Origin of the sequence: Citrobacter freundii complex sp. CFNIH2 (assembly GCF_002880615.1) — a bacterium.
Taxonomy (GTDB): domain Bacteria; phylum Pseudomonadota; class Gammaproteobacteria; order Enterobacterales; family Enterobacteriaceae; genus Citrobacter_A; species Citrobacter_A amalonaticus_F.
In genome coordinates, this window is record NZ_CP025757.1 from 2425001 (window position 1) to 2444692 (window position 19692).

Consider the following 19692-nt stretch of genomic DNA (forward strand, 5'->3'; position numbering starts at 1 on the left):
TTGGTTTAGCATCGACATAGTGAAATTTCACGAAGGTCAGGATAAAAGCCACCCGCCATAGGCCGGTGGCTTTGCATCAATTCAGGAGAGGGTTTATTTCAGTTTGGTCTGGAAAAATTGTTCGAATTTCGCGAAAGGTATTTTTCCGGCCACGTTATCGTACAAGTCCACGTGATTTGCCCCAGGCACCACCACCAGCTCTTTGTCTTTACTGCCAACAGCCTTGTAAGCATCTTCAGCAAAATAGCGTGAATACGCTTTCTCACCGGTCACAATCAGCGTCGGGATGGTGATTTCATTGGCGTAGCTCAGCAGCGGCATATTCATAAATGACAGCGGCATCGTTGCCGTCCACGCCCCGGTCGAGTTCACGGATCGTGCGTGAAAACCACGCGGCATACGATAGTAATCGAAGAACTCTTTCAGTACCGGATGCGGATTTGCCGGCAGCGTTTCTGGCAGAATACGCTCGCCCGCGCTGACCTTGCCGTTGCTGTCGACATTAATATCATGACCACCGTGAGCGAACGTTCCGCTCTGCGCATCCTTCCAGCGCTGTTCATTCAGATACTGCAGAACAGCACGACGATCGGCGGTTGAATAACGATCTTTGCCATCCCCCACACCATGGCCCATCGCCCGGCTCATGTCATACATCACGCTGGTAGCCACCGCTTTAACGCGGGTATCCATCGCGGCATCGTTCAACGCCATGCCGCCCCAGCCACAAATACCGAGCAGCCCGATACGGTTGCGATCCACCTCTTTTTGCAGCCCTAAGAAATCCACGGCCGCGCTGAAATCTTCAGTGTTGATATCCGGAGAGGCGACGTTTCGCGGATAGCCGCCGCTTTCCCCGGTGTAAGAAGGATCGAACGCCAGTGTAACAAACCCTTGTTCCGCCAGCGTCTGCGCATACAGGCCGCTGGATTGCTCTTTCACCGCGCCAAATGGCCCACTGACCGCAATCGCCGCCAGCTTGCGATCGCCACGGTCTTTAGGCAGGTAAAGATCGCCCACTAAGGTGATGCCATATCGGTTCGGGAACGAGACTTTACGATGTTCGACTTTCTGGCTCTCGGCGAACGTTTTATCCCATTTATCTGTCATGGACACAGGGGCATTAGGATGGGTTGAATCAGCATAACTCATTGTCGTGACTCCACTTAATGATGCGAATAGCAGCATGGCCGGCATCGCGGTTTTTAGCGTTCGGGTGAAGGCTTTCATAAAAATCCCCATAAAAAACAACAGAGAGATACAGGTTTCCGACGGACAACGCTGCGGTGCTTTGCTTTGATGGGGTCATTATAGTGAGCAGAATTAGTGCTGATTAGAGGGCGATTACTGCTAAGATTGATACCATATTGTTATAAATTAATACCGAATTTGCTGTCATTCCGGGGGGATTCTTCAATGGCAAAAAGGGAGAACTACAACGAGCTGTACCTGTTTATGCAGGTGGTGCGGGAAGGCAGTTTCACCGCGGCTGCTCAGCGGCTGGGGCTTGCTCAGTCAGGAGTCAGCCGATCTGTTCGCGAGCTTGAAGAAAGGCTGGGCGTCCAGCTGCTGGTGCGCACCACGCGTAAACTGTCGCTGACGCAAGCAGGCGAGCAGCTCTACCAGAAGACGGCATCGGGATTTGATACGTTAGATCGTGGGCTTGCCACGCTGGCGCACTACCGTGAGACGCCCTCCGGTACGGTACGTATCAATGCCAGCCAGCACGCGATTGATAAATGCCTGCTGCCAAAGCTTGCGGTATTTAAACAGCGCTATCCTGATATCAGGCTTGAACTGATGAATGAGAGCCGGTTCGTGGATATCATCGAGGAAAGATTCGATGCCGGCGTCCGCCTGGGGCCTGAAGTCGGCCAGGGTATGGTCGCGGTACGCATCACGCCCGATATGGAGATGGCGATTGTAGGAACTCCGGAACATTTTCGTCGCTATGGTTTTCCGCAAACCCCGGCGGATTTAAAGGCGCATCCCTGCATCGCCTATCAGTTTGCCGACGGCAGCATATACCAGTGGGAGCTCAATCAGGATGATAAAAAAATTACCCATCGTCCTGAAGGACAATGGGCCTTATCTGACAGCTATATGGAGGCAGAAGCCGCCCGGTTGGGCTTAGGATTGGCCTATGTTCCTGTTGAACTGATAGCGGATGATTTAGAACACGGTAAGCTTATCAGGGTGTTGCAGCGTTACAGCCTGCGAATGGAGGGATTGTTTCTCTATTACCCTCATCGCAACGTCTCCCCCGCCCTGCGGATGGTCATTGAGACGTTGAAGATCTGAACGTTAACAACGACCGACTCTTCACTGTGCAAAATGGTGTCAGGTAGTCCCTCTGCTTTCAATTCCAAGGTCCGTTGTGAGCAAGGAGCGGACATTCATTTTAATTCTTTTCTACCCCAATAATTCAGCATCTCCACTAGTTTGACTCGGAAAAGAATTCACCTACAATATCTAGAGATTCTACCAACTGAGATGATTTTTTTCTTGCTTCATCAGTGAATTTTTGAAGTGAAAAAGCAGTTTCAGATGATTTTATCGCCTCAATTTTCTTAGCCAAGGCTTCAGCTTTTTTCTCATCACAATAAACTAAAGAGTCGAGCAAGCTGACCGTTTGTTCCATTTCAAATTCTGAACCGCTTGCCATTGAGAGGAAATCGACAACTCGACTTGGGGTATCAGCATATACCCTACTTTTTAGTTCTACTAGTTCTGTTAAAATTTTATCCCAAGTAGCAAAAATATATCCGTCTTCCGTGGAATCAGAAAGCATGGTGAGAACTGAGGCATCGTGATCTATTATTATTGGAACTTCTTGTTGTTTTAACTCCACAATCGCTGATCTTAACTCTGGTTTCCAGCGAGGCATAGTCGTCACCTCAATTTCTAAGGAGTTTAATAATTGCTCTATGCGCCTCTCAATTTTAGCCAGGGATGAACCTTTTACTATCCCAAAATATGAAAGGAAGTCGTTAATGCTCATTTCATAACCTGGTAACTTATCATCACGAATATGACCAAAATGACTCAAATAGGCGTTACCTGATGATTTCAAAATAGTTCTAGACTCATCACCAATAATATTATATATGTGTGCGTATTCTAACGCTTTTAAGCCGTGGCTTGCCATCTCATTCAAATAAGGTCTGGGAACAACTAGCTTAAATTTATGAGCATGGCACATTTCGCTAATAGCAGATGCGCCGATTCCGTATCTTGACTTCACTTTAGAGAAGCTAAGTCCAAATAACATTGGCATCGCTACACTTGAATCCAAAATTACTTTTATAGAATGGCTCCTACCAAGTGATCTGAATATATCGTAAGTATTCGTTGAAAGTAGATGGCTAATTGCATCTCCGTATGCTGTGATTCGAGCAGTCGTCAATCTGGACAAAGCCTCATAAAGGCTAGTCCTTCTCTTTTGAAGACTATGTGTAGCAATAAACTCTTGTAATTGCACTGAGTATGGCTCATCACCATTAAACAACTGTTTTCTCGATAATATTTCAAGAGAAATTTTAATCAATAATTCCGCATCTATCTTTTCGAGATTAAAATCACGCATTAGTTCGTTAAGATCTTTTAACTTAGCCTGTTCAAAATCATCTCTCGATAATTTCAATCTTCCACTGACTTCTGGGCTTAAAGTAAAACCGCCTTCAAAGTGTCTTATATTTCCTTTCGACTGTAACCTGCTAATAGCCTTTACAACCTGAACATTCAGGGCTTTGTTACCCAGATCATTTGAAATTCTTTCGCTTAATAAGGATTCTGAAATCCCCTCTTCCGAAAAGATATTAGCGAAGATGCAATTTTCTATTATCTCATCTTTTAGTTCTCTAGCTTCATGGGAAAATAACAAGGTATTACTGATAGCAATTTCTTTTGGGGTTGCTTCTATTTTACCTGTAATTGGTAGACCAAGTATTGTATTAACAGAATTAATTGATCCCGGTAGAGCAAGTGAGGTTGAGATAGATGCGATATCAAATATTGTAATTTCAATCTGCCCCTTATATTTAAATTCCTCCTGGAGGAATTTGTCTCTCTCATGATCTTTTATGCGGCGATTAGTTACGTATATGAAATGCTTACTGTTAGTGCTGCTAGTAAGTAATGCTTCATGATTTATCTTTTTTTCCCAGTCTTTTCTCACACTTAATTGAATTCTAATATGATCCCAACTTGATCTGACATCTCTACCTCCATCCCCTGTGCCATCTATGATCTCCAAATTAGGATATCCTTTTATAGTCAAGAATAATAACGCGATATCGTAGAATTTTTTTTCTTCTAAGTCTCTTAAAGTTTTATATAATCCGGAATAGTACATATAGCCCCCTTTAAACCATTCGTATATCTGAATTTAATTTTTCATCGGCGTTAAACTTGCGGATTTAGCCGGATTTCATACCACGATCATACTAAATTATCTGACTTTATCGTATATTCAACATTCTATCAATATAAGTTATTAGTTAGGAAACTTTAGCGCAGGTTTTATACCTGAGAAACGCACAAAATGACTCATAAACTGACGTATAATGTTGTACTGGACTTTTTTTAGTGAATAAAACTCAGGCAACTCTCGGAAAGTTAAGTCCGCTCCTGGCACTGAGCGGACCAACCAGCTGGTTGCAAGGTCCGCTGTGAGCGTGGAGCGGACATGCAATTCAGGATAAAATGTTGTTATTTTAACCATCACAGATAATCTGGCGACGCTGGAAAGTACGCCATTCGCATTGCTGCTTCATCGCATCAATAAATGTTCAGGAGTGGTCAATGTCTTCTGTTTTACAACATCGTTTCATTCTTACAGGTGGCCCAGGGTCAGGCAAAAGCACGATAATTGCTACGATTATAAAACGAGGGTTCTGGTGTTCTAAAGAAGCTGGAAGAGGTGTGATACAAGACCAGGTTAACATCGGCGGCGATGCATTACCGTGGGCCAACCAGACTGCATTTGCTGAGCTCATGCTCTCCTGGGAAATGCGTTCGTGGCATGAAGCGGAAGAGCAAACACAACCCTGCTTCTTCGACCGTGGTGTTCCTGATGTTGTAGGTTACTTACGTCTTTCTGAGCTTCCCATACCGAGGCATCTGGATAACGCCGTCGAGAAATTTCGCTATAACCGAATCGTATTTATTGCACCACCCTGGCGCGACATATATGTACAGGACACAGAGCGCAAACAATCTTTCGATGTTGCCGTCGCGACATATCACGCAATGGTGAAAACATATCGTATGTATGATTATCAGTTGATTGAATTACCCTGCGCTTCAGTAGAGGAACGTGCGGATTTTATCCTTTCCAGGATATAGCACATCAAATATAGCCTAAATATTTGAAAATCCTCTGATAGATATCGTGTACCACTTTACTTTTATTTTTATGATATTTTTGAATGTCAAAACTGCAACCTTTAATTGCCTCAAATTTGGCATCTGCGTATAGTTTGCAGTCTTTTTCTGACTGTCTAAGCCAATCCCGGAAAAGCAAATGACGGGCTGTTTCAGGGGTGTCCTGAGTAAAAACATGTAGGTTAGCTCTAGGGTTTTCATAATGGAAAAGACGATGACCATGGAAGCGGGGTTCACGAACAATTAGTCTATACCCAAGGCTTTCAAGCGCTAATAAATATGTTTCTTCATCCGCAGCATCAGCAACCGTCACGTCAATATCAATCACGGGTTTAGCGGCCAAACCAGGTACTGCCGTAGAACCCACATGATCAATTTTTAGTAGATTCGAACCCAATTTATTCTTAATTTCAGATTCCAGTGCTGAATATATTCCCGGCCACGAGGGATCATAAGCAACGACCGAAACATTCTCAATCGGCGGTACACCATTAACAAAATAGCTATCCTGAGGATCGATGACATAATGCTTCATCATCTCTTTTGTGCTAACCATAAACTAATACCCATAGATCATTCGAATTGTGAACGATAGTGTACAGGTGATGGGGTTGGATGTATCTAAAGCGTCCGCTCCTGGCACAAAGCCGACCATCAACCTCCCTCTACATTAATGAGCACATCTAATAAACCCTAGCTAATTACCCAATCTAATCGAATAAATCCGTTTGCGTTATGCTTTTCCTACACAACAGCTGAAGGATAACGTCATGCCAACTGTAAAACTGAACAACGGGATTGAAATGCCCCTGCTGGGCTTTGGTGTCTTCCAGATGACGGATGCCGCTGAATGCGAAAGAGCCGTTATTGATGCCATCGATACGGGATACCGCCTGATCGATACCGCCGCGTCTTACCAGAATGAAACCCAGGTCGGGAACGCACTGAAGCAGACCGGTATTGCCCGCAACGAACTCTTTGTAACGACCAAGCTGTGGCTGCAGGATACGAATTACGAAGGCGCTAAAGCCCAGTTCGAACGTTCCCTGAATCGGCTGCAGTTGGATTACGTCGACCTGTATCTGATTCACCAGCCTTATGGCGATGTCCATGGAGCATGGCGTGCCATGGAAGAACTGCAACAGGCAGGCAAAATTCGCGCTATTGGCGTCAGCAACTTCCATCCTGACCGACTGGCCGACCTTATCGCCTTCAACAACGTGGCCCCTGCGGTTAACCAGATTGAAGTTAACCCCTTCAACCAGCAACTGCATGCGGTTCCATGGAATCAAAGCCGTGGCATTCAGCCGGAAGCCTGGGCTCCGTTTGCTGAGGGGAAAAATGGTCTGTTCCAGCATCCCGTGTTAACGGCAATTGGCCAGAAATACGGCAAAAGCGTGGGCCAGGTGGTGCTGCGTTGGATCTTCCAGCGAGGCATCGTTTCACTGGCGAAATCGGTCCGCAAAGAACGCATGGCTGAGAACATCAACATTCTCGATTTTGAACTCAGCGCTGAAGATATGTTGCAGATTACCGCTATCGATACCGCAACAAGTGCTTTCTTCTCACACCGCGATCCTGCCAGAGTTGAATGGTTGGCCGGTCGCAAACTGGACGTTTAAGACGCGATAAAAGAGGCAATGAATTAATGCAAAAACGTTATCTGGGTCAATCCCGACTCGAAGTGTCCGCGCTTGGCCTCGGTTGCATGGGCTTAAGCCATGGCTACGGCCCGGCGACCGATACGCGTCAGGCTATCGAGCTCATTCGCGCCGCGGTTGAACGTGGCGTCACCTTCTTCGATACCGCTGAAGTGTATGGCCCCTTTCTTAATGAAGAGGTCGTCGGTGAAGCCTTAAAACCATTTCGTGATCGTGTGGTCATCGCCACCAAGTTTGGTTTTACTTTTGGCGACGACAACAAGCAGCAGATTTTAAACAGCCGTCCGGAGCATATCCGCGAAGCGGTGGAAGGATCGTTACGCCGTCTCAAGACTGATGTTATTGATCTGCTGTATCAACATCGTGTCGACCCGGATGTCCCTATTGAAGATGTTGCGGGAACAGTGAAGGACCTGATCGCTGAAGGCAAAGTTAAACATTTCGGTCTGTCCGAGGCGGGTGCACAAACTATTCGCCGCGCGCATGCCGTACAACCGGTCACTGCGCTGCAAAGCGAATACTCAATGTGGTGGCGCGAGCCTGAGCGGGAGATCCTGCCGCTGCTGGAGGAACTGGGCATCGGTTTCGTGCCTTTCAGCCCATTAGGTAAAGGCTTCCTGACGGGATCGATTAAGCCTGGAACGACGTTTGGGAAGGATGATTACCGTAGCACCGTGCCGCGTTTCGCCGAACAGGCGATTGAAGCCAATGAAAAGCTGGTCTCGTTGCTGGGTGAACTGGCGGCAGAGAAAGGCGTGACGTCTGCGCAAATCGCGCTGGCATGGCTGCTGGCACAAAAGCCGTGGATTGTTCCTATCCCTGGTACCACCAAACTACACCGGCTGGAGGAAAACCTGGCGGCCGCCGACATCATTTTGTCGCAGGACGATTCACGGCAAATAAGCCTAGCGCTTGAAACCATTAAAATCGTCGGCGAACGTTACTCCCCTGAACATCAGGCTCGCGTGGGCCGTTAATACCCGGACGGGTCCGCCGCAATTGGCGGACCTGTTATTCCTGGTAGCGAAGTGCATCGATCATCAGCGCAAAAGCGGGCGGATGTTGCTTACGGCTCGGGTAGTAGAGGTAATATCCGGGGAAAGATGGACACCAGTCCTGCAAAACCTGAATAAGCGCTCCTGACTGTAGATAATCCTGCACCCTGTCTTCAGGAATACAGGCAATGCCAAAACCGGATAACGCCGCATCAATTCGTTCCGCCTGCAGATTGAACGTGACCTGCCCTTCCACTCTGACCCGTAACGGTTTCCCTTCCTTCTCAAACTCCCAGTGGTAAAGCCCACCGGCAGTCGGTAGGCGCATATTGATGCACCGGTGATTTTGTAGCTCGTGCGGTGTTTCAGGGGCAGGATTTGTCGCGAAATAAGACGGTGCTCCTACGACGGCCATTCTCATGTCCGGCCCAATTCTTACCGCAATCATGTCTTTATCCACGCTTTCACCCAGACGGATCCCGGCATCAAAACGCCCCTCAACAATATCGACAAAGCCGTTATCAACGATCAGTTCAACATTGATTTCCGGGTATTCCCTGAGGAAGGGTTTTAGCTTCGGCCATACCAGACTTCGCGCGGCATGCTCACCGGCTGATAAACGAATATTGCCGGAGGCGGTGCCGTTAAGTTGAACCAGCGATTCCAGCTCCTGTTCAAGATCGGCGATACGCGGTTCAAGGCAGGCAATAATTCTCTCACCGGCCTCTGTAGGGGCAACGCTTCGGGTCGTACGGGTCAGAAGGCGGATATTCAGCCTTTCCTCCAGCGCCTTCATCGCGTGGCTGAGTGCGGACTGAGAAACGCCCAGTTTGCCCGCTGCTTTGGTAAAACTTCTCTCCCTCGCTACCACAAGAAAGATTTGCAGTTCGTTGAAGTTTTCTTTGAGCATCGGCGATTTCCTTATGGAGGCATTCCCTTCATCGCACACTCATGAAGGGTGTTCATAGACGCAATCATTTTAGCCCTATTACTGACAATAATGATAATTGATATTCTGACCGTATCGAAAATAAGTCAGAAATATCAGAAGGTTTATCATGAAAATACTCGTTGCAGGCGCGACCGGAAGTATTGGTCTTCATGTCGTGAATACCGCTATTGAAATGGGTCATCAGCCCGTGGCGCTGGTCAGAAATAAACACAAAGTAAAATTGCTTCCTCGTGGAACGGATGTTTTTTACGGCGATGTTTCAATGCCTGAAACACTCACCGATTTTCCGAAAGATATTGATGCCATCATCTTCACGCTCGGTTCCGATGGTCAGGGTCGTATTGGTGCCAGAGCGATCGATTACGGCGGAGTGCGTAATATTTTACGAATATTCAGGGATACGCCTGTTCATATCAGCCTGATGACCACGATTGGCGTGACTGAACGGCTCAGCACCTGGAATCAACGCACTGAGGTACATGACTGGAAAAGACGTGCTGAGCGTCTGGTCAGGGCCAGTGGTCACCATTATACCATTGTCAGGCCAGGCTGGTTTGATTACAACAATGATGATGAACACAGAATCGTTATGCTTCAGGGGGATCGTCGCCATGCAGGAACACCGGAAGATGGTGTGATATCCCGGGAGCAAATCGCCCAGGTTCTGGTCAGTGCCCTGACCAACGACGAGGCAAAAAATAAAACGTTCGAGCTGGTAGCTGAGCGAGGTGAAGCACAGCAGGATCTTACCCCACTGTTTGCAGACCTGCAGTCTGATGATCCACAAAAAAATGATGGGGTTCTGGACGTAGACAATATGCCTCTGCGTGAAGAACCTGAGTGCATTATTAACGAGCTGAATTTGTATTCAAAAAATTAACCAATCTACCACCCTGACAATTTTGTCATATAGCGGTCAGCCTCATGACAGATTAGATCTGTATATTTACATATACAGACGGGGAGAGTTCCCCTGATACGAGTCCAGTTTCATACATAGATTTTAAAAGAGGTATTAAATATGAAAGCACTACTGATTACTGCATTGGTCATGGGGTTTATTTCAGTGAATGCCGCCTCTGCTGCTCAGGAAATTAACCATCCAGACGGGAAAGAAAAGATGGGTGTAGTCTCAGCCAGCAATGCCTATACGCTTGATGAGTTATCGAATGCGCTCTCTCGTAAGGCTGATGAGCAAGGGGCAACGTCATTCAAAATCCTGTCGACAACAGGAAATAACAGACTGCATGGGGTTGCGGAGATCTATAGGTAAATAATCAGCATCTCAAAAAGGAGATGTCATAGGCCCTATATCATGCGCGTCGATTTATATTCAGCACAGAAGACATCATCAGTAATATAACTCTTATGGATTGATTCAAACTTACATAAGCCGCTTTTCAGGCAGTTTATTTATCCGTAGGAGTCAGTATGGAGATGGTACTGAGAACCTTAGCCATGTATTTTATTTTACTGGTCAAGTTTAATATCGTTGGACGCCGGGCGTTATTACAAATGACCAGTTTCGACCTGATTTTATTGTTGATTATTAGCGAAGCAACACAACAGGCATTACTGAGCAATGATTTTTCCGTTACGGGGGCGATGCTCACAATAGTCTCTCTGGTGGCAAGCAAGTTTAATCAGTCCATGCGTAAATTGTTTTTCAGCACTGTGATATCTGAAAGCAGGTGAATAAATACATCTTCAATACTTTTCATATTCATAAGAATACCCTCTGGATTATAGAAATATCTGCGAGTCTAAAACAGACCCGCAGGACACTCTTTTTATTAAAGGATGAGACTGGAGCTAATAATCAGGAATTGTCAGATTTATGGCCACCACTGTGCTGGCCACCTTTGCGATCTGCTTCAGACGGCTTATCTCGGTCTTCAGCGAAATGACTGGAACCACCACGATGCTCTGCCATATATCACCTCATACATATCGGCTATGTCAGTCAGATACAAAAATGTATTCGTACCTGTCGTTGTTCAGTGCTTAACGCTAGCATTAATTCTGACTTAGTCAAATTTAATACCCGCACCCATTTTTTACCATTGTTATTTTTCAACATATTATAAAACCACCTCTTTGTTTATTTTTCATCTACCATAACATTAACGAAAAGTCACCCCATGACTACTCTAAGAATAATAAAACCCCACTCAACCCAGGATTAATCTCATACAAGGCATTATTAAGATACAAGTCGTTAAATTTGTTCTACGCTTATTGATTCTTGTCAGAAAAATAGAGAGAGGTGATTGAATGGCTAATAAATATAATGAAAAACAGGGGGCTATTATGAAAAATACAGAGCGCTTTCCTGCTCCGCCTTTTCCACACCAAAAACAACCCTTTCCGGGGCTTGCCGGAAAAATGCAACCACGTCCCGATCACGGTGAAGAAAGCTATCACGGAAGCGGTCGGCTTACTGGCAGAAAAGTGTTAATTACCGGTGGTGATTCAGGTATTGGTCGTGCAGTTGCTATTGCGTATGCGCGTGAAGGTGCGGATGTCGCTATCAACTACCTGCCTGATGAAGAAGAGGATGCTCGTGAGGTCGTCGATCTGATAAAAAAAGCAGGAAGAAATGTCGTGGCGATCCCTGGTGATATTCGTGAGGAATTGTTTTGCCAACACCTGGTTAGTCAGGCGGTTGAGTCCTTAGGTGGGCTTGATGTACTGGTCAACAACGCGGGGCGCCAGCAATTCTGTGAATCGATTGAAGAGCTCACAACTGATGCCTTTGATGCAACCTTCAAGACCAATGTCTATTCGATATTCTGGATTACTAAAGCGGCAGTCCGCCACTTGCCATCAGGGGGAGTGATTATCAACACCTCGTCAGTGCAAGCTTACGAGCCCAGCGAAATCCTGCTGGATTATGCTCAGACCAAAGCAGCGATCGTTGCTTTTACAAAATCGCTTGCAAAACAACTGGCACCGAAAGGGATCCGGGTAAATGCCGTTGCTCCAGGTCCCTACTGGACGGTTCTACAATGTTGTGGCGGCCAGCCACAGGAGAAAATTGAGCAATTTGGTGCCAATTCACCGCTCGGTCGGCCGGGTCAGCCCGCAGAAATTGCGCCACTTTATGTCACCCTGGCTTCCGCGGAGAACAGCTATACGTCCGGGCAAGTCTGGTGTTCTGACGGTGGGACCGGGACGTTATAACATGTGTTTATAAGAATGAACCGCAACAGAACAGGTACAGTTCCATACCTTAGTTTGCGAAGTCGAGAGCCGTTCTGTTCATAAATATCTGATTAGGAGATATCCGACATAGAGCTCACCCTAATTCGTTTAGGACTAGAATAGAGTAGGTGTATGACGTATTCCACTTTAGTACTGTCTTTTACCTGACACCCAGGAGATTAAATGGCTGACTTAAATGAACGCATTGAAATCCTTGAGAAAAATATCAATGATCTGAACCTCGATCTTCACGCATCAAAGGTTGCTATTAACGTTTTATCTACGGTGATAAACACCATGAGTGGTGAACCGGGTTTACTTGAGAGATCATATGAGCAAACCAGAAGTTCTGCTCCTCTTGTAAAGTTCAATCACCCAGTAGAGGAAGGTTATGAGGATAAACTTACGGAGAGAATATTGAATTTACTCTCGGCTACCCAACACGAGCTTAACTAATGCAAAGCTACCCAAGAGGATAAACGGAATATCCTCTTAAGGGGATCGCATTCTGGAATGACTCAATTAAGTTGGACAGTTCATGTTACGGGCCTCCATGGCTGAGGCGTAACCACTATCAGACGGGGTACTACGGCGGTCCTGTTCAGCGCCAGTACTGTAATAGTGACTTAATCCCGTGTCTTCCGGTTATTTTATTCAACCGTATCAGCGTTAACATTCCGTACTAAATAACAGCCATTCTGCGCACCACGACAGAAAAGTAATTCTGCCTACCCCTGATTAATCTGCTACAGCGACACAGTCAATAATGTGGCGTTTCTGACTGCAATGATGAGCGAGGACCTGGAGTAAGCTATCCAGATGATATATAGCAGTCTCTGCTTTGCAGGCCTCATTACATCCTGTGCTGGTAAACTTCCTTATTCATCGTGCGGTCAATACGACATAAACAACTTCAGATGTCTCTTCCCCGGAAATCGACTGCGACATCGGCATGAGGATGTTCTACTCTATTAATGAGCGTTTTATCAAAGCTGTTAAGTCTATTCTTTTCGCCGATAGCCATTAAGAATAAGATCATAAGATCATAAGATCATAAGATCATAAGATCATAAGATCATAAGATCATAAGATGGTAATCATTACAGCGCTGAACACGAAACGAAGCGATAGGCTATCATCCCTCGATATTATTGCTTTATATATTTATGAAAAACATTCGGCCAATCACTCTTTTCTGCCATTTTATTGAGTAGTTGCATTAACTCATAATCGCTACGTAAATTAAATCTTTGCATAATCTTGTATTTATGAGTGAATACCGTTTTTTCACTGATCATCAATTCGTCTGCAATTTGCATAACTGACATACCCTTATATAAACAAATCATGCTGCGGACCTGCTGAGGTGATAGTGTTTTTTGCTGACAGTCATAACATGAAACGGATGACTGACGATAACCTTCCTGCCGCATCTTGTGCCAGTCAGCATTCAATGCCGAACGTAACTGTGTCACGGAGGCCCGACGAGAAATAAAAATAACATCCTGAAAACAAGGAGGCAGAGCTGAGACGCGCTTATCATTATCAACAAAGCCAATCACAACTCCCTTTTTACGCTCCTGTAATTCAGGGCAGCAGATAAAGCACTCTCCAGGACATAATGCAAGCACAATGACATCAGCTACCTTCACGCTTTCTGATGTGAAGTTATAATTGAAATCAATTTTTATATTCTTATGAGAAAAGAAGTCACTGAAAAACCAGGTCAATCCACTCTGAAAAAATGCATCTAACTCTTTTATAACAATATTAATCATTTACTATACCAATATATAATTAAATTTCTCTATAGATAGGTCTTTTTCTCAACAGACGAGCTTCTTGTTATATCGCCCCGTGGAATTAAAAATTGGCAACAGCATAGCATTCAATCTTCGCCGGGAGTTATTACTCTGTTCCCAGGCAGCGATGTAAAAGCCCGTATAAAAGAACCCTGCAATACTAAAAGAATGCTCCCTTTAAGGGATGACAAATAACACGTCTATATCTTTTTTCAATCAGCAGCCTGTCAATTGTATTGCATTGTCAAAACGACGACTGCGCGAATGGTCCCAGGTGTTGGCCTTCCAGCCACCGATGTGACCATGGCTTTCATGGGAATGGTCGCCGTTCTGTCTGCTGCAATATTTTGCGAGATATGGGATCCGCTACCCATTAACAGACCTGTGGTGGCATCAGATATCGCGATAGCCACGCGAGTTGCCGTGCCATTATTTTGGTAATAATGTTCACCAGCCTCCGGGTCAGGCGTTCCGGTAAAACCGGTCATCACGCTCAGCGTACCCTGTGGGCAACGGGTAAATAACAGGTTAAAAGAGACCGGTTCAGAAGATGACCCAGGTGTGAACATATTTGTTGCCTGTATATTACCAAGATCGATATTCATATTCGAATTTCCACCATTAAAAATACACGGTGATGCGATAATGCGACCTTTGACCTTTATATCCACATTATCTGCCGACAGCGCTGGTAATGAAATGGCGCAAATCAGAAGCATAACAAAGTTGTTAATATTCATTTAACAGTCCTTATTGATAGGTCAGACTCAGCGTTGCGGAAGCATTCGCAATCCCCGTTGTTACCGTAGTTTTTGTCTGATAATAACGTGCGGTTAACGGGAACATCTCCTGGCCACCATTTGTTCTCTTCAAAACAAGGTTATTTCCAGGAATTAAGGGGATATTATTGTAAACAAGCTATATGCCAACCCCACTCGCGACCCCTACACTTCCCTGACCTGTTAATGCAAGCACGGTGTTATCACTGACATCTGGATTTTGTATCCCGGTTAGCATAACGTTAATATTGGCTCCGGGATCACAATCCAGAATTAAATTTTGCGTCTTCTGTGCATCAACTGGCATTGTTCCCACTGCAGAACCAAACTGGCTAACTAAAACATCACCCATTTCAAACAAAATATTCGATGTTTTTACTGAGCACGCCACCTGAGTGATAGATCCAGTTCCCGCATTCACGGGAATTTCAGGCGCAATTTCTCCACCTCGATATTGCATCGTAAAGGCCACAAACGATGCCAATTGCCCGGTCACCGAGCCAGATGTAATATCACCAATCTTCCAGAATTGTATAATCGGCTGAAAGTCATTAATAGCAAGATTGCCAGAGTTAGATGACCAACTGAATGTTGAATAATTATCACCGCCAATAAAGTTAGTGCTAGAATAAGTTGCCTGGCCTGCTTTAGTGTTTTTATAAAAGCCTAAAGAAACACCTACCCCAGGCAAATTCGTTTTATAAATACGCCGAGTTCCGTATGTTGCGAAATAGGGTAAAACACCACTTCTCATCCCTGCACTTGATCCTTCATCTGCGGTTGCAACGCAGGTATAAGCATGCGTTAAGGAGCCATATATCTCATTACTGATCGCTTGCCCAATAGAGATATCCCGCTGAACAATAATATTGCCATAATCTACTGAATATGGAGATCCGATATAATTATAGTTACAGCAGAATCCACTTAGTGGAAATAACATGCTTAGCATTAAGAATGCAAAACTGATAATTCGCATATCTACACACCTGATTTAAATAGTTTCATTTTGACGTTAACGGCAAATCGCATTATCCAGAATCACATCGTTATTCTGCTTCATCATGTTTATAGAGTAATGTACATTGCAAGTGTTTTCGGATTGATTTCCCCATTTCACAGTCAGGTTTACTTTCGGATCCAGTCCCGTTAAGTACACCTGACCATTATTGCCAACAATAAAGCCGCTATGCTTTGCACCTTCAATGCTGACTATTGCGCCGAACGGCACGAAATGACCGTTTCTCTGGGTCAAAGTCATCAACATGCGAGCACCCACACTTGCCAGATAGTTCGCCCTGACGATGGCTCCACGGGTAGGCACCACGGTTTTGACCGTTTGTTCAAACTCAACGTTAGCCGGCAATGACTCGGTGATTAATGACACATCATTTTTGCGGTAAGGCATTAAATTCGAGGCAAGGGTATATCCTCGATAATCTGTTGTAGCCCCACTCATATTATGGATGCCAACACCGGAAGCCCCTGGGGCGGCAATCAGGACGTTAGTTTCTCCCAGCGGTTGAGAGAACGTCACGCCATTTGCATGAGCGACAACGCCCCCCTGAAGCCCGTAATTAAGACGATCGATATTTTTGTCATAGCTGTATCCGGCCGTTAACTCACCATAGGTGCCTTTATAGTCACCGTTCATGTTGCCGGTATAACCCACCCCGTTAGTGCCATAACCCTGCTGAACATTCCAGTTAAAAACGTTATTCGGCAAAGCCACACCATTCATCCCAACGCTGTGTGTCGTGCCATTACGCTTGCTGGCATTCATGCCATAGTTTGCCCATGTCTGCGGCAAAAGCTTTTCCAGGGGGATGCTGATATTCAGTGCCAGCATCTGGTCTTTATCGTAGTTCTGGTGAGCGCTGTGCGTGCCCGCGCTAGCATTCTTACTCAGGGTCCAGGTCAGACCGTAACTAATACTACGCCAGTAGTTGTTATACCCAACGCTCCAGGATTCCATCGTCTTACCGGAGTCCCAGTAATCTTCACGCGCGACGCTCAGCATCAAAGAACCCAGGCTATCTCCCAACCCCTGGCTCAGCGTCAGCTCAGCACGATTGCGACGTCGATCCTGAAGCGCATGACTGTCACCATAAGAATCAAGGACCTCCTGCATGCCATAGTAGCCGTTGGTGGAATAGCGGTAGCCTGCGATTGCAAAGTTGGTGCCAGTTGTAGCAAAGTTTTTACTGTATCGTGCCCGCCAGGATTGACCGTTTGATTTTGGCATATTTTGTGGCGTGGACCAGCCCTGGGTTATATCGGTGGAGATAGCGCCGAAGTCGCCCATATTCTTACCCACACCCGCAGCGAGAGCCTGATACTTCCTCGATTCCTGCAATCCGCCATAAAACGTAAAACCATAGGGCAAGCCGAGAATACCGCTAATCTGACCAAAAGGTGTTTTATCCACACTGCTGTTATAGGAACGATATTGACCACCTGTTAACGCATATTTTATTCGCCCTTCACGCTGCAATACGGGAAGTGAGGCAAACGGCACGCTAAAGTGTTGTTCACTGCCATCAGCCTCTTTAATGGTGACATCAAGATCTCCGGCGCCGCCGGTAGGATACATGTCCTTAATTTCAAAAGCGCCTGGTGCCACAAAGCTCTGGTAAATCTGATAGCCATTCTGACGAATAAGCACCTGAGCATTGGTTCTGGCTATGCCGCGCACCACTGGGGCATAGCCCTTGAGAGAGTCAGGCAGCATGTCATCATCGGAAGCAAGTTGAGCTCCCCGGAAAGGTATGCTGTCGAAAACATCTGCCGGGGCAGAACTGTCCCCCAGCGTGAGCTGCGATTTCAACGGAATTATCGTGCGTTGGGCGTAAGTGTAAACCGTATCCCAGGCATCGTGTCCCTGCGAATCTCGCGACCAGGTAGTGTAATTTCGTAACCGCCAGGGACCAATGTTCACTCCCGGACGAAGGTTGGCATACTGGCTATCGCTGTTGCTGCTGTTATTTTTTGCCCAGTTGTTCGCCCCACTCAGAGTGTAGTTGAGCATAGCGGCGCTAATGCCTTCATCCCAGTGTTCGGACGGCACCGACCCTCGAGCTTGCGCTGATATTGCCGCCTGCGGAATGCTCAATACCAGGCGCTGCATGGCAAACTGGAAATCCGCACTAGCGTGAGGAATGGCGTATAGATTTGCACAGGATGTATCGCCCTTCAAACCGGGAAAAAGTCCTGTCTTTACCCCCCAGTTTTGTAATTGCTCAATGGTTAAGCAGGGTTCTAATTTTTCATCGCCATTAAGCTCTTTCATTAATATAAACGTAATATCGCGGGTATCGACTAACTGATCATCCAGTACAACATCAACATGATAATTCCCTGGTGCCTGTGCGCCAGACTCAAACCCTGAAAGATCGACTTTCACTGTCCCTGGATTATCCAGCTCAACCAATTCTGGGTTAAAAAAATCGCGACTATAACTATTTTGTGCATTACCGAAGAGCACGACAGTTATCAATAATATCAACCGAGCAGGTCGTTCTTTTATAGAATCCTTAGCCATTATCCTAAATCCCACTCAGTTTGTTTTTACCTTTCTACAGACTGGCCTTGTGTTCTGCGCCTGGACTGCCATAATCATTGATAATTTTGAATACAACTGTCCCCTTTGTTATCCCGGAAGGTAAGTCGAATGTCGCCGTACCGCCGGGTAATACATAACTGACATCAAGCAATTTATTACCCGCCACTGAAATCTCATTAAAATTAATCACATGTTGTGTCGGATTATTTACCTGTATTTTCTGTCCTATCTGTTGCCAGCGTAATTTATCAGCCTGCTCTTCCGGAAGTGTGCCTTTCATCACAGCTGGCCGGTAGATAAGCTTAATTCTAGTCTTAACGGCAATTTGCAATGTATTGTCGACTTTAGACGAAGAAGGTATAGCTTTTATGTTGAGCCAGAACAGGCTCTCTTTATCCTGAGGTAATGCTCCGGTTACCACAATACGCTCGACATTTTGTTGTCCATTATTCAGACGGTACAAAGGCGGTGTAATAATAAAAGGAGCCTTCTCTATACCACCATTAGGCGTTTCGATCCATGACTGGATAAGATATGGCATGTCATCTGGATTGTTAACGTTAATAGAGGCCTCTTTTTTATTACCATCAAAAATAACGCGAGTCCCACCAATAATCACACCAGCCTGGGCAACAGATAAACCGGCGCTCAATATCGCGGCGGTAAGTAATATGTTGCGAAGAAAATTCATTTTACACCTCTAAAAGATGGGGCCGTACCAGCCCCATCTGTTTTCTGAACAAGAAACTAGTTATACACAACGGAGAAGTTAGCAACGGAGTTTGCCGTACCCGGCGTTACCGATGTGGTGGTAGAAATATATTGCGCATAGAATTTCAACGTATTGTCTTGCGTACTGCTAAGTATGTAGCTATAGCTGTTTTCGCCGTGCAAAGGCAGATCGGCTTTATCTGCAGTCATCAGATTAATCGCCACCCCCGATGCCGCACTCGATGTTGATGTATCAATAGCCAGCAAGTTAGGATTCGTCAGATCCGGTGTACCATCAAAGCGCACTTTTGTAGACGAAACCGTGACCGGACAGTTTTTCAGAACAATATTAAAATCCTTCGCAGCCGCTTTTGTGCCGCTATCCGGGAATTCACTTTTATAAAAGTTACCCAGATTTACTTCCTGATTTTTCGAAGCCACATCGACTTCACAGGCATTATCCAGAATGTTGCCGACGAAATTAACGGTGCCAGCGGCAGCATAAACGTGAGACATAGACAGCGCTGCGATTGTAGTTAGTGCCACTAAAAAAAGATTTTTTTTCATCACTCTGTTTCCTTATTAACTTTGTTTACTACCCATTTTTTGACAATAGGCTTCCTGTGGGAGTTACACCCTTT

19 protein-coding genes and 3 pseudogenes are annotated in these 19692 nt (G+C 45.6%); 9 read left to right on the plus strand and 13 right to left on the minus strand.

Annotation, left to right across the window (positions count from 1 at the left end; all coding sequences use genetic code 11):
- Positions 1-93: 93 nt before the first annotated feature.
- Positions 94-1152 (minus strand): alpha/beta hydrolase, encoded by a 1059-nt coding sequence (locus tag WM46_RS11930; protein WP_187394482.1) that lies wholly within the window; start codon positions 1150-1152, stop codon positions 94-96.
- Positions 1153-1416: 264 nt separating this feature from the next.
- Here WM46_RS11930 and WM46_RS11935 point away from each other — a divergent pair, with 264 nt between their 5' ends.
- Entirely contained in the window at positions 1417-2301 is an 885-nt protein-coding gene (locus WM46_RS11935; RefSeq protein ID WP_102602355.1) for a LysR family transcriptional regulator, read from the plus strand.
- A gap of 136 nt (positions 2302-2437) precedes the next feature.
- On the opposite strand, the gene WM46_RS11940 is transcribed toward WM46_RS11935, so the two are convergent.
- Entirely contained in the window at positions 2438-4354 is a 1917-nt protein-coding gene (locus WM46_RS11940; RefSeq protein ID WP_102602356.1) for a hypothetical protein, read from the minus strand.
- A 449-nt stretch (positions 4355-4803) separates the two neighbouring features.
- Between WM46_RS11940 and WM46_RS11945 the strand changes: the two genes are divergently transcribed.
- Positions 4804-5346: an AAA family ATPase gene (locus tag WM46_RS11945; protein ID WP_102602357.1), complete on the plus strand. Its 543-nt coding sequence runs from the start codon at positions 4804-4806 to the stop codon at positions 5344-5346.
- 4 nt (positions 5347-5350) lie between these two features.
- On the opposite strand, the gene WM46_RS11950 is transcribed toward WM46_RS11945, so the two are convergent.
- Positions 5351-5941 (minus strand): GrpB family protein, encoded by a 591-nt coding sequence (locus WM46_RS11950; protein ID WP_102602358.1) that lies wholly within the window; start codon positions 5939-5941, stop codon positions 5351-5353.
- Positions 5942-6155: 214 nt separating this feature from the next.
- On the opposite strand from WM46_RS11950, the gene WM46_RS11955 reads away from it, so the two are divergent.
- Entirely contained in the window at positions 6156-7007 is an 852-nt protein-coding gene (locus WM46_RS11955; protein ID WP_061076717.1) for an aldo/keto reductase, read from the plus strand.
- A gap of 26 nt (positions 7008-7033) precedes the next feature.
- Positions 7034-8023, plus strand: coding sequence for an aldo/keto reductase (locus WM46_RS11960; RefSeq protein WP_102602359.1), 990 nt, complete (start codon positions 7034-7036; stop codon positions 8021-8023).
- 34 nt (positions 8024-8057) lie between these two features.
- Here WM46_RS11960 and WM46_RS11965 read toward each other — a convergent pair whose 3' ends face one another.
- Positions 8058-8951, minus strand: coding sequence for a LysR family transcriptional regulator (locus WM46_RS11965; RefSeq protein ID WP_102602360.1), 894 nt, complete (start codon positions 8949-8951; stop codon positions 8058-8060).
- 148 nt (positions 8952-9099) lie between these two features.
- Between WM46_RS11965 and WM46_RS11970 the strand changes: the two genes are divergently transcribed.
- From WM46_RS11970 to WM46_RS11980, 3 genes and pseudogenes are all read left to right on the plus strand, one after another.
- On the plus strand, positions 9100-9873 hold the full coding sequence (locus WM46_RS11970; protein ID WP_102602361.1) for an SDR family oxidoreductase: 774 nt from the start codon (positions 9100-9102) through the stop codon (positions 9871-9873).
- Between the two features lie 141 nt (positions 9874-10014).
- The gene (locus WM46_RS11975; RefSeq protein ID WP_102602362.1) at positions 10015-10266 is read left to right on the plus strand and encodes a DUF1471 domain-containing protein; all 252 of its coding nucleotides are present in this window, start codon (positions 10015-10017) and stop codon (positions 10264-10266) included.
- A gap of 158 nt (positions 10267-10424) precedes the next feature.
- A pseudogene (locus WM46_RS11980) lies at positions 10425-10622 on the plus strand (DUF421 domain-containing protein); the annotation flags it as partial.
- A gap of 3 nt (positions 10623-10625) precedes the next feature.
- Here the strand turns inward: WM46_RS11980 and WM46_RS26620 are convergent.
- Positions 10626-10720 (minus strand): annotated as a pseudogene (locus WM46_RS26620) (hypothetical protein); the annotation flags it as partial.
- Positions 10721-10830: 110 nt separating this feature from the next.
- Positions 10831-10926, minus strand: a pseudogene (locus WM46_RS26510) (KGG domain-containing protein); the annotation flags it as partial.
- Between the two features lie 341 nt (positions 10927-11267).
- On the opposite strand from WM46_RS26510, the gene WM46_RS11985 reads away from it, so the two are divergent.
- On the plus strand, positions 11268-12176 hold the full coding sequence (locus tag WM46_RS11985) for an SDR family oxidoreductase (RefSeq protein ID WP_102602363.1): 909 nt from the start codon (positions 11268-11270) through the stop codon (positions 12174-12176).
- Positions 12177-12380: 204 nt separating this feature from the next.
- Positions 12381-12653 (plus strand): hypothetical protein, encoded by a 273-nt coding sequence (locus tag WM46_RS11990; RefSeq protein ID WP_102602364.1) that lies wholly within the window; start codon positions 12381-12383, stop codon positions 12651-12653.
- 692 nt (positions 12654-13345) lie between these two features.
- Here the strand turns inward: WM46_RS11990 and WM46_RS11995 are convergent.
- The 7 genes from WM46_RS11995 to WM46_RS12020 form a co-directional block, all read right to left on the minus strand.
- Positions 13346-13975: a LuxR C-terminal-related transcriptional regulator gene (locus WM46_RS11995; RefSeq protein ID WP_102602365.1), complete on the minus strand. Its 630-nt coding sequence runs from the start codon at positions 13973-13975 to the stop codon at positions 13346-13348.
- A 251-nt stretch (positions 13976-14226) separates the two neighbouring features.
- Entirely contained in the window at positions 14227-14739 is a 513-nt protein-coding gene (locus WM46_RS12000) for a fimbrial protein (RefSeq protein WP_102602366.1), read from the minus strand.
- A gap of 10 nt (positions 14740-14749) precedes the next feature.
- Entirely contained in the window at positions 14750-14902 is a 153-nt protein-coding gene (locus WM46_RS26835) for a fimbrial protein (protein WP_410374630.1), read from the minus strand.
- Positions 14903-14917: 15 nt separating this feature from the next.
- The gene (locus tag WM46_RS12005; protein WP_262360471.1) at positions 14918-15757 is read right to left on the minus strand and encodes a fimbrial protein; all 840 of its coding nucleotides are present in this window, start codon (positions 15755-15757) and stop codon (positions 14918-14920) included.
- Positions 15758-15793: 36 nt separating this feature from the next.
- The gene (locus tag WM46_RS12010) at positions 15794-18319 is read right to left on the minus strand and encodes a fimbria/pilus outer membrane usher protein (RefSeq protein ID WP_102602367.1); all 2526 of its coding nucleotides are present in this window, start codon (positions 18317-18319) and stop codon (positions 15794-15796) included.
- Between the two features lie 34 nt (positions 18320-18353).
- Positions 18354-19031 carry a molecular chaperone gene (locus WM46_RS12015; RefSeq protein ID WP_102602368.1) on the minus strand — a complete coding sequence of 226 codons (678 nt, stop codon included), beginning with the start codon at positions 19029-19031 and terminating at the stop codon, positions 18354-18356.
- A 56-nt stretch (positions 19032-19087) separates the two neighbouring features.
- Positions 19088-19618 (minus strand): fimbrial protein, encoded by a 531-nt coding sequence (locus WM46_RS12020; protein WP_061076706.1) that lies wholly within the window; start codon positions 19616-19618, stop codon positions 19088-19090.
- Positions 19619-19692: the final 74 nt, after the last annotated feature.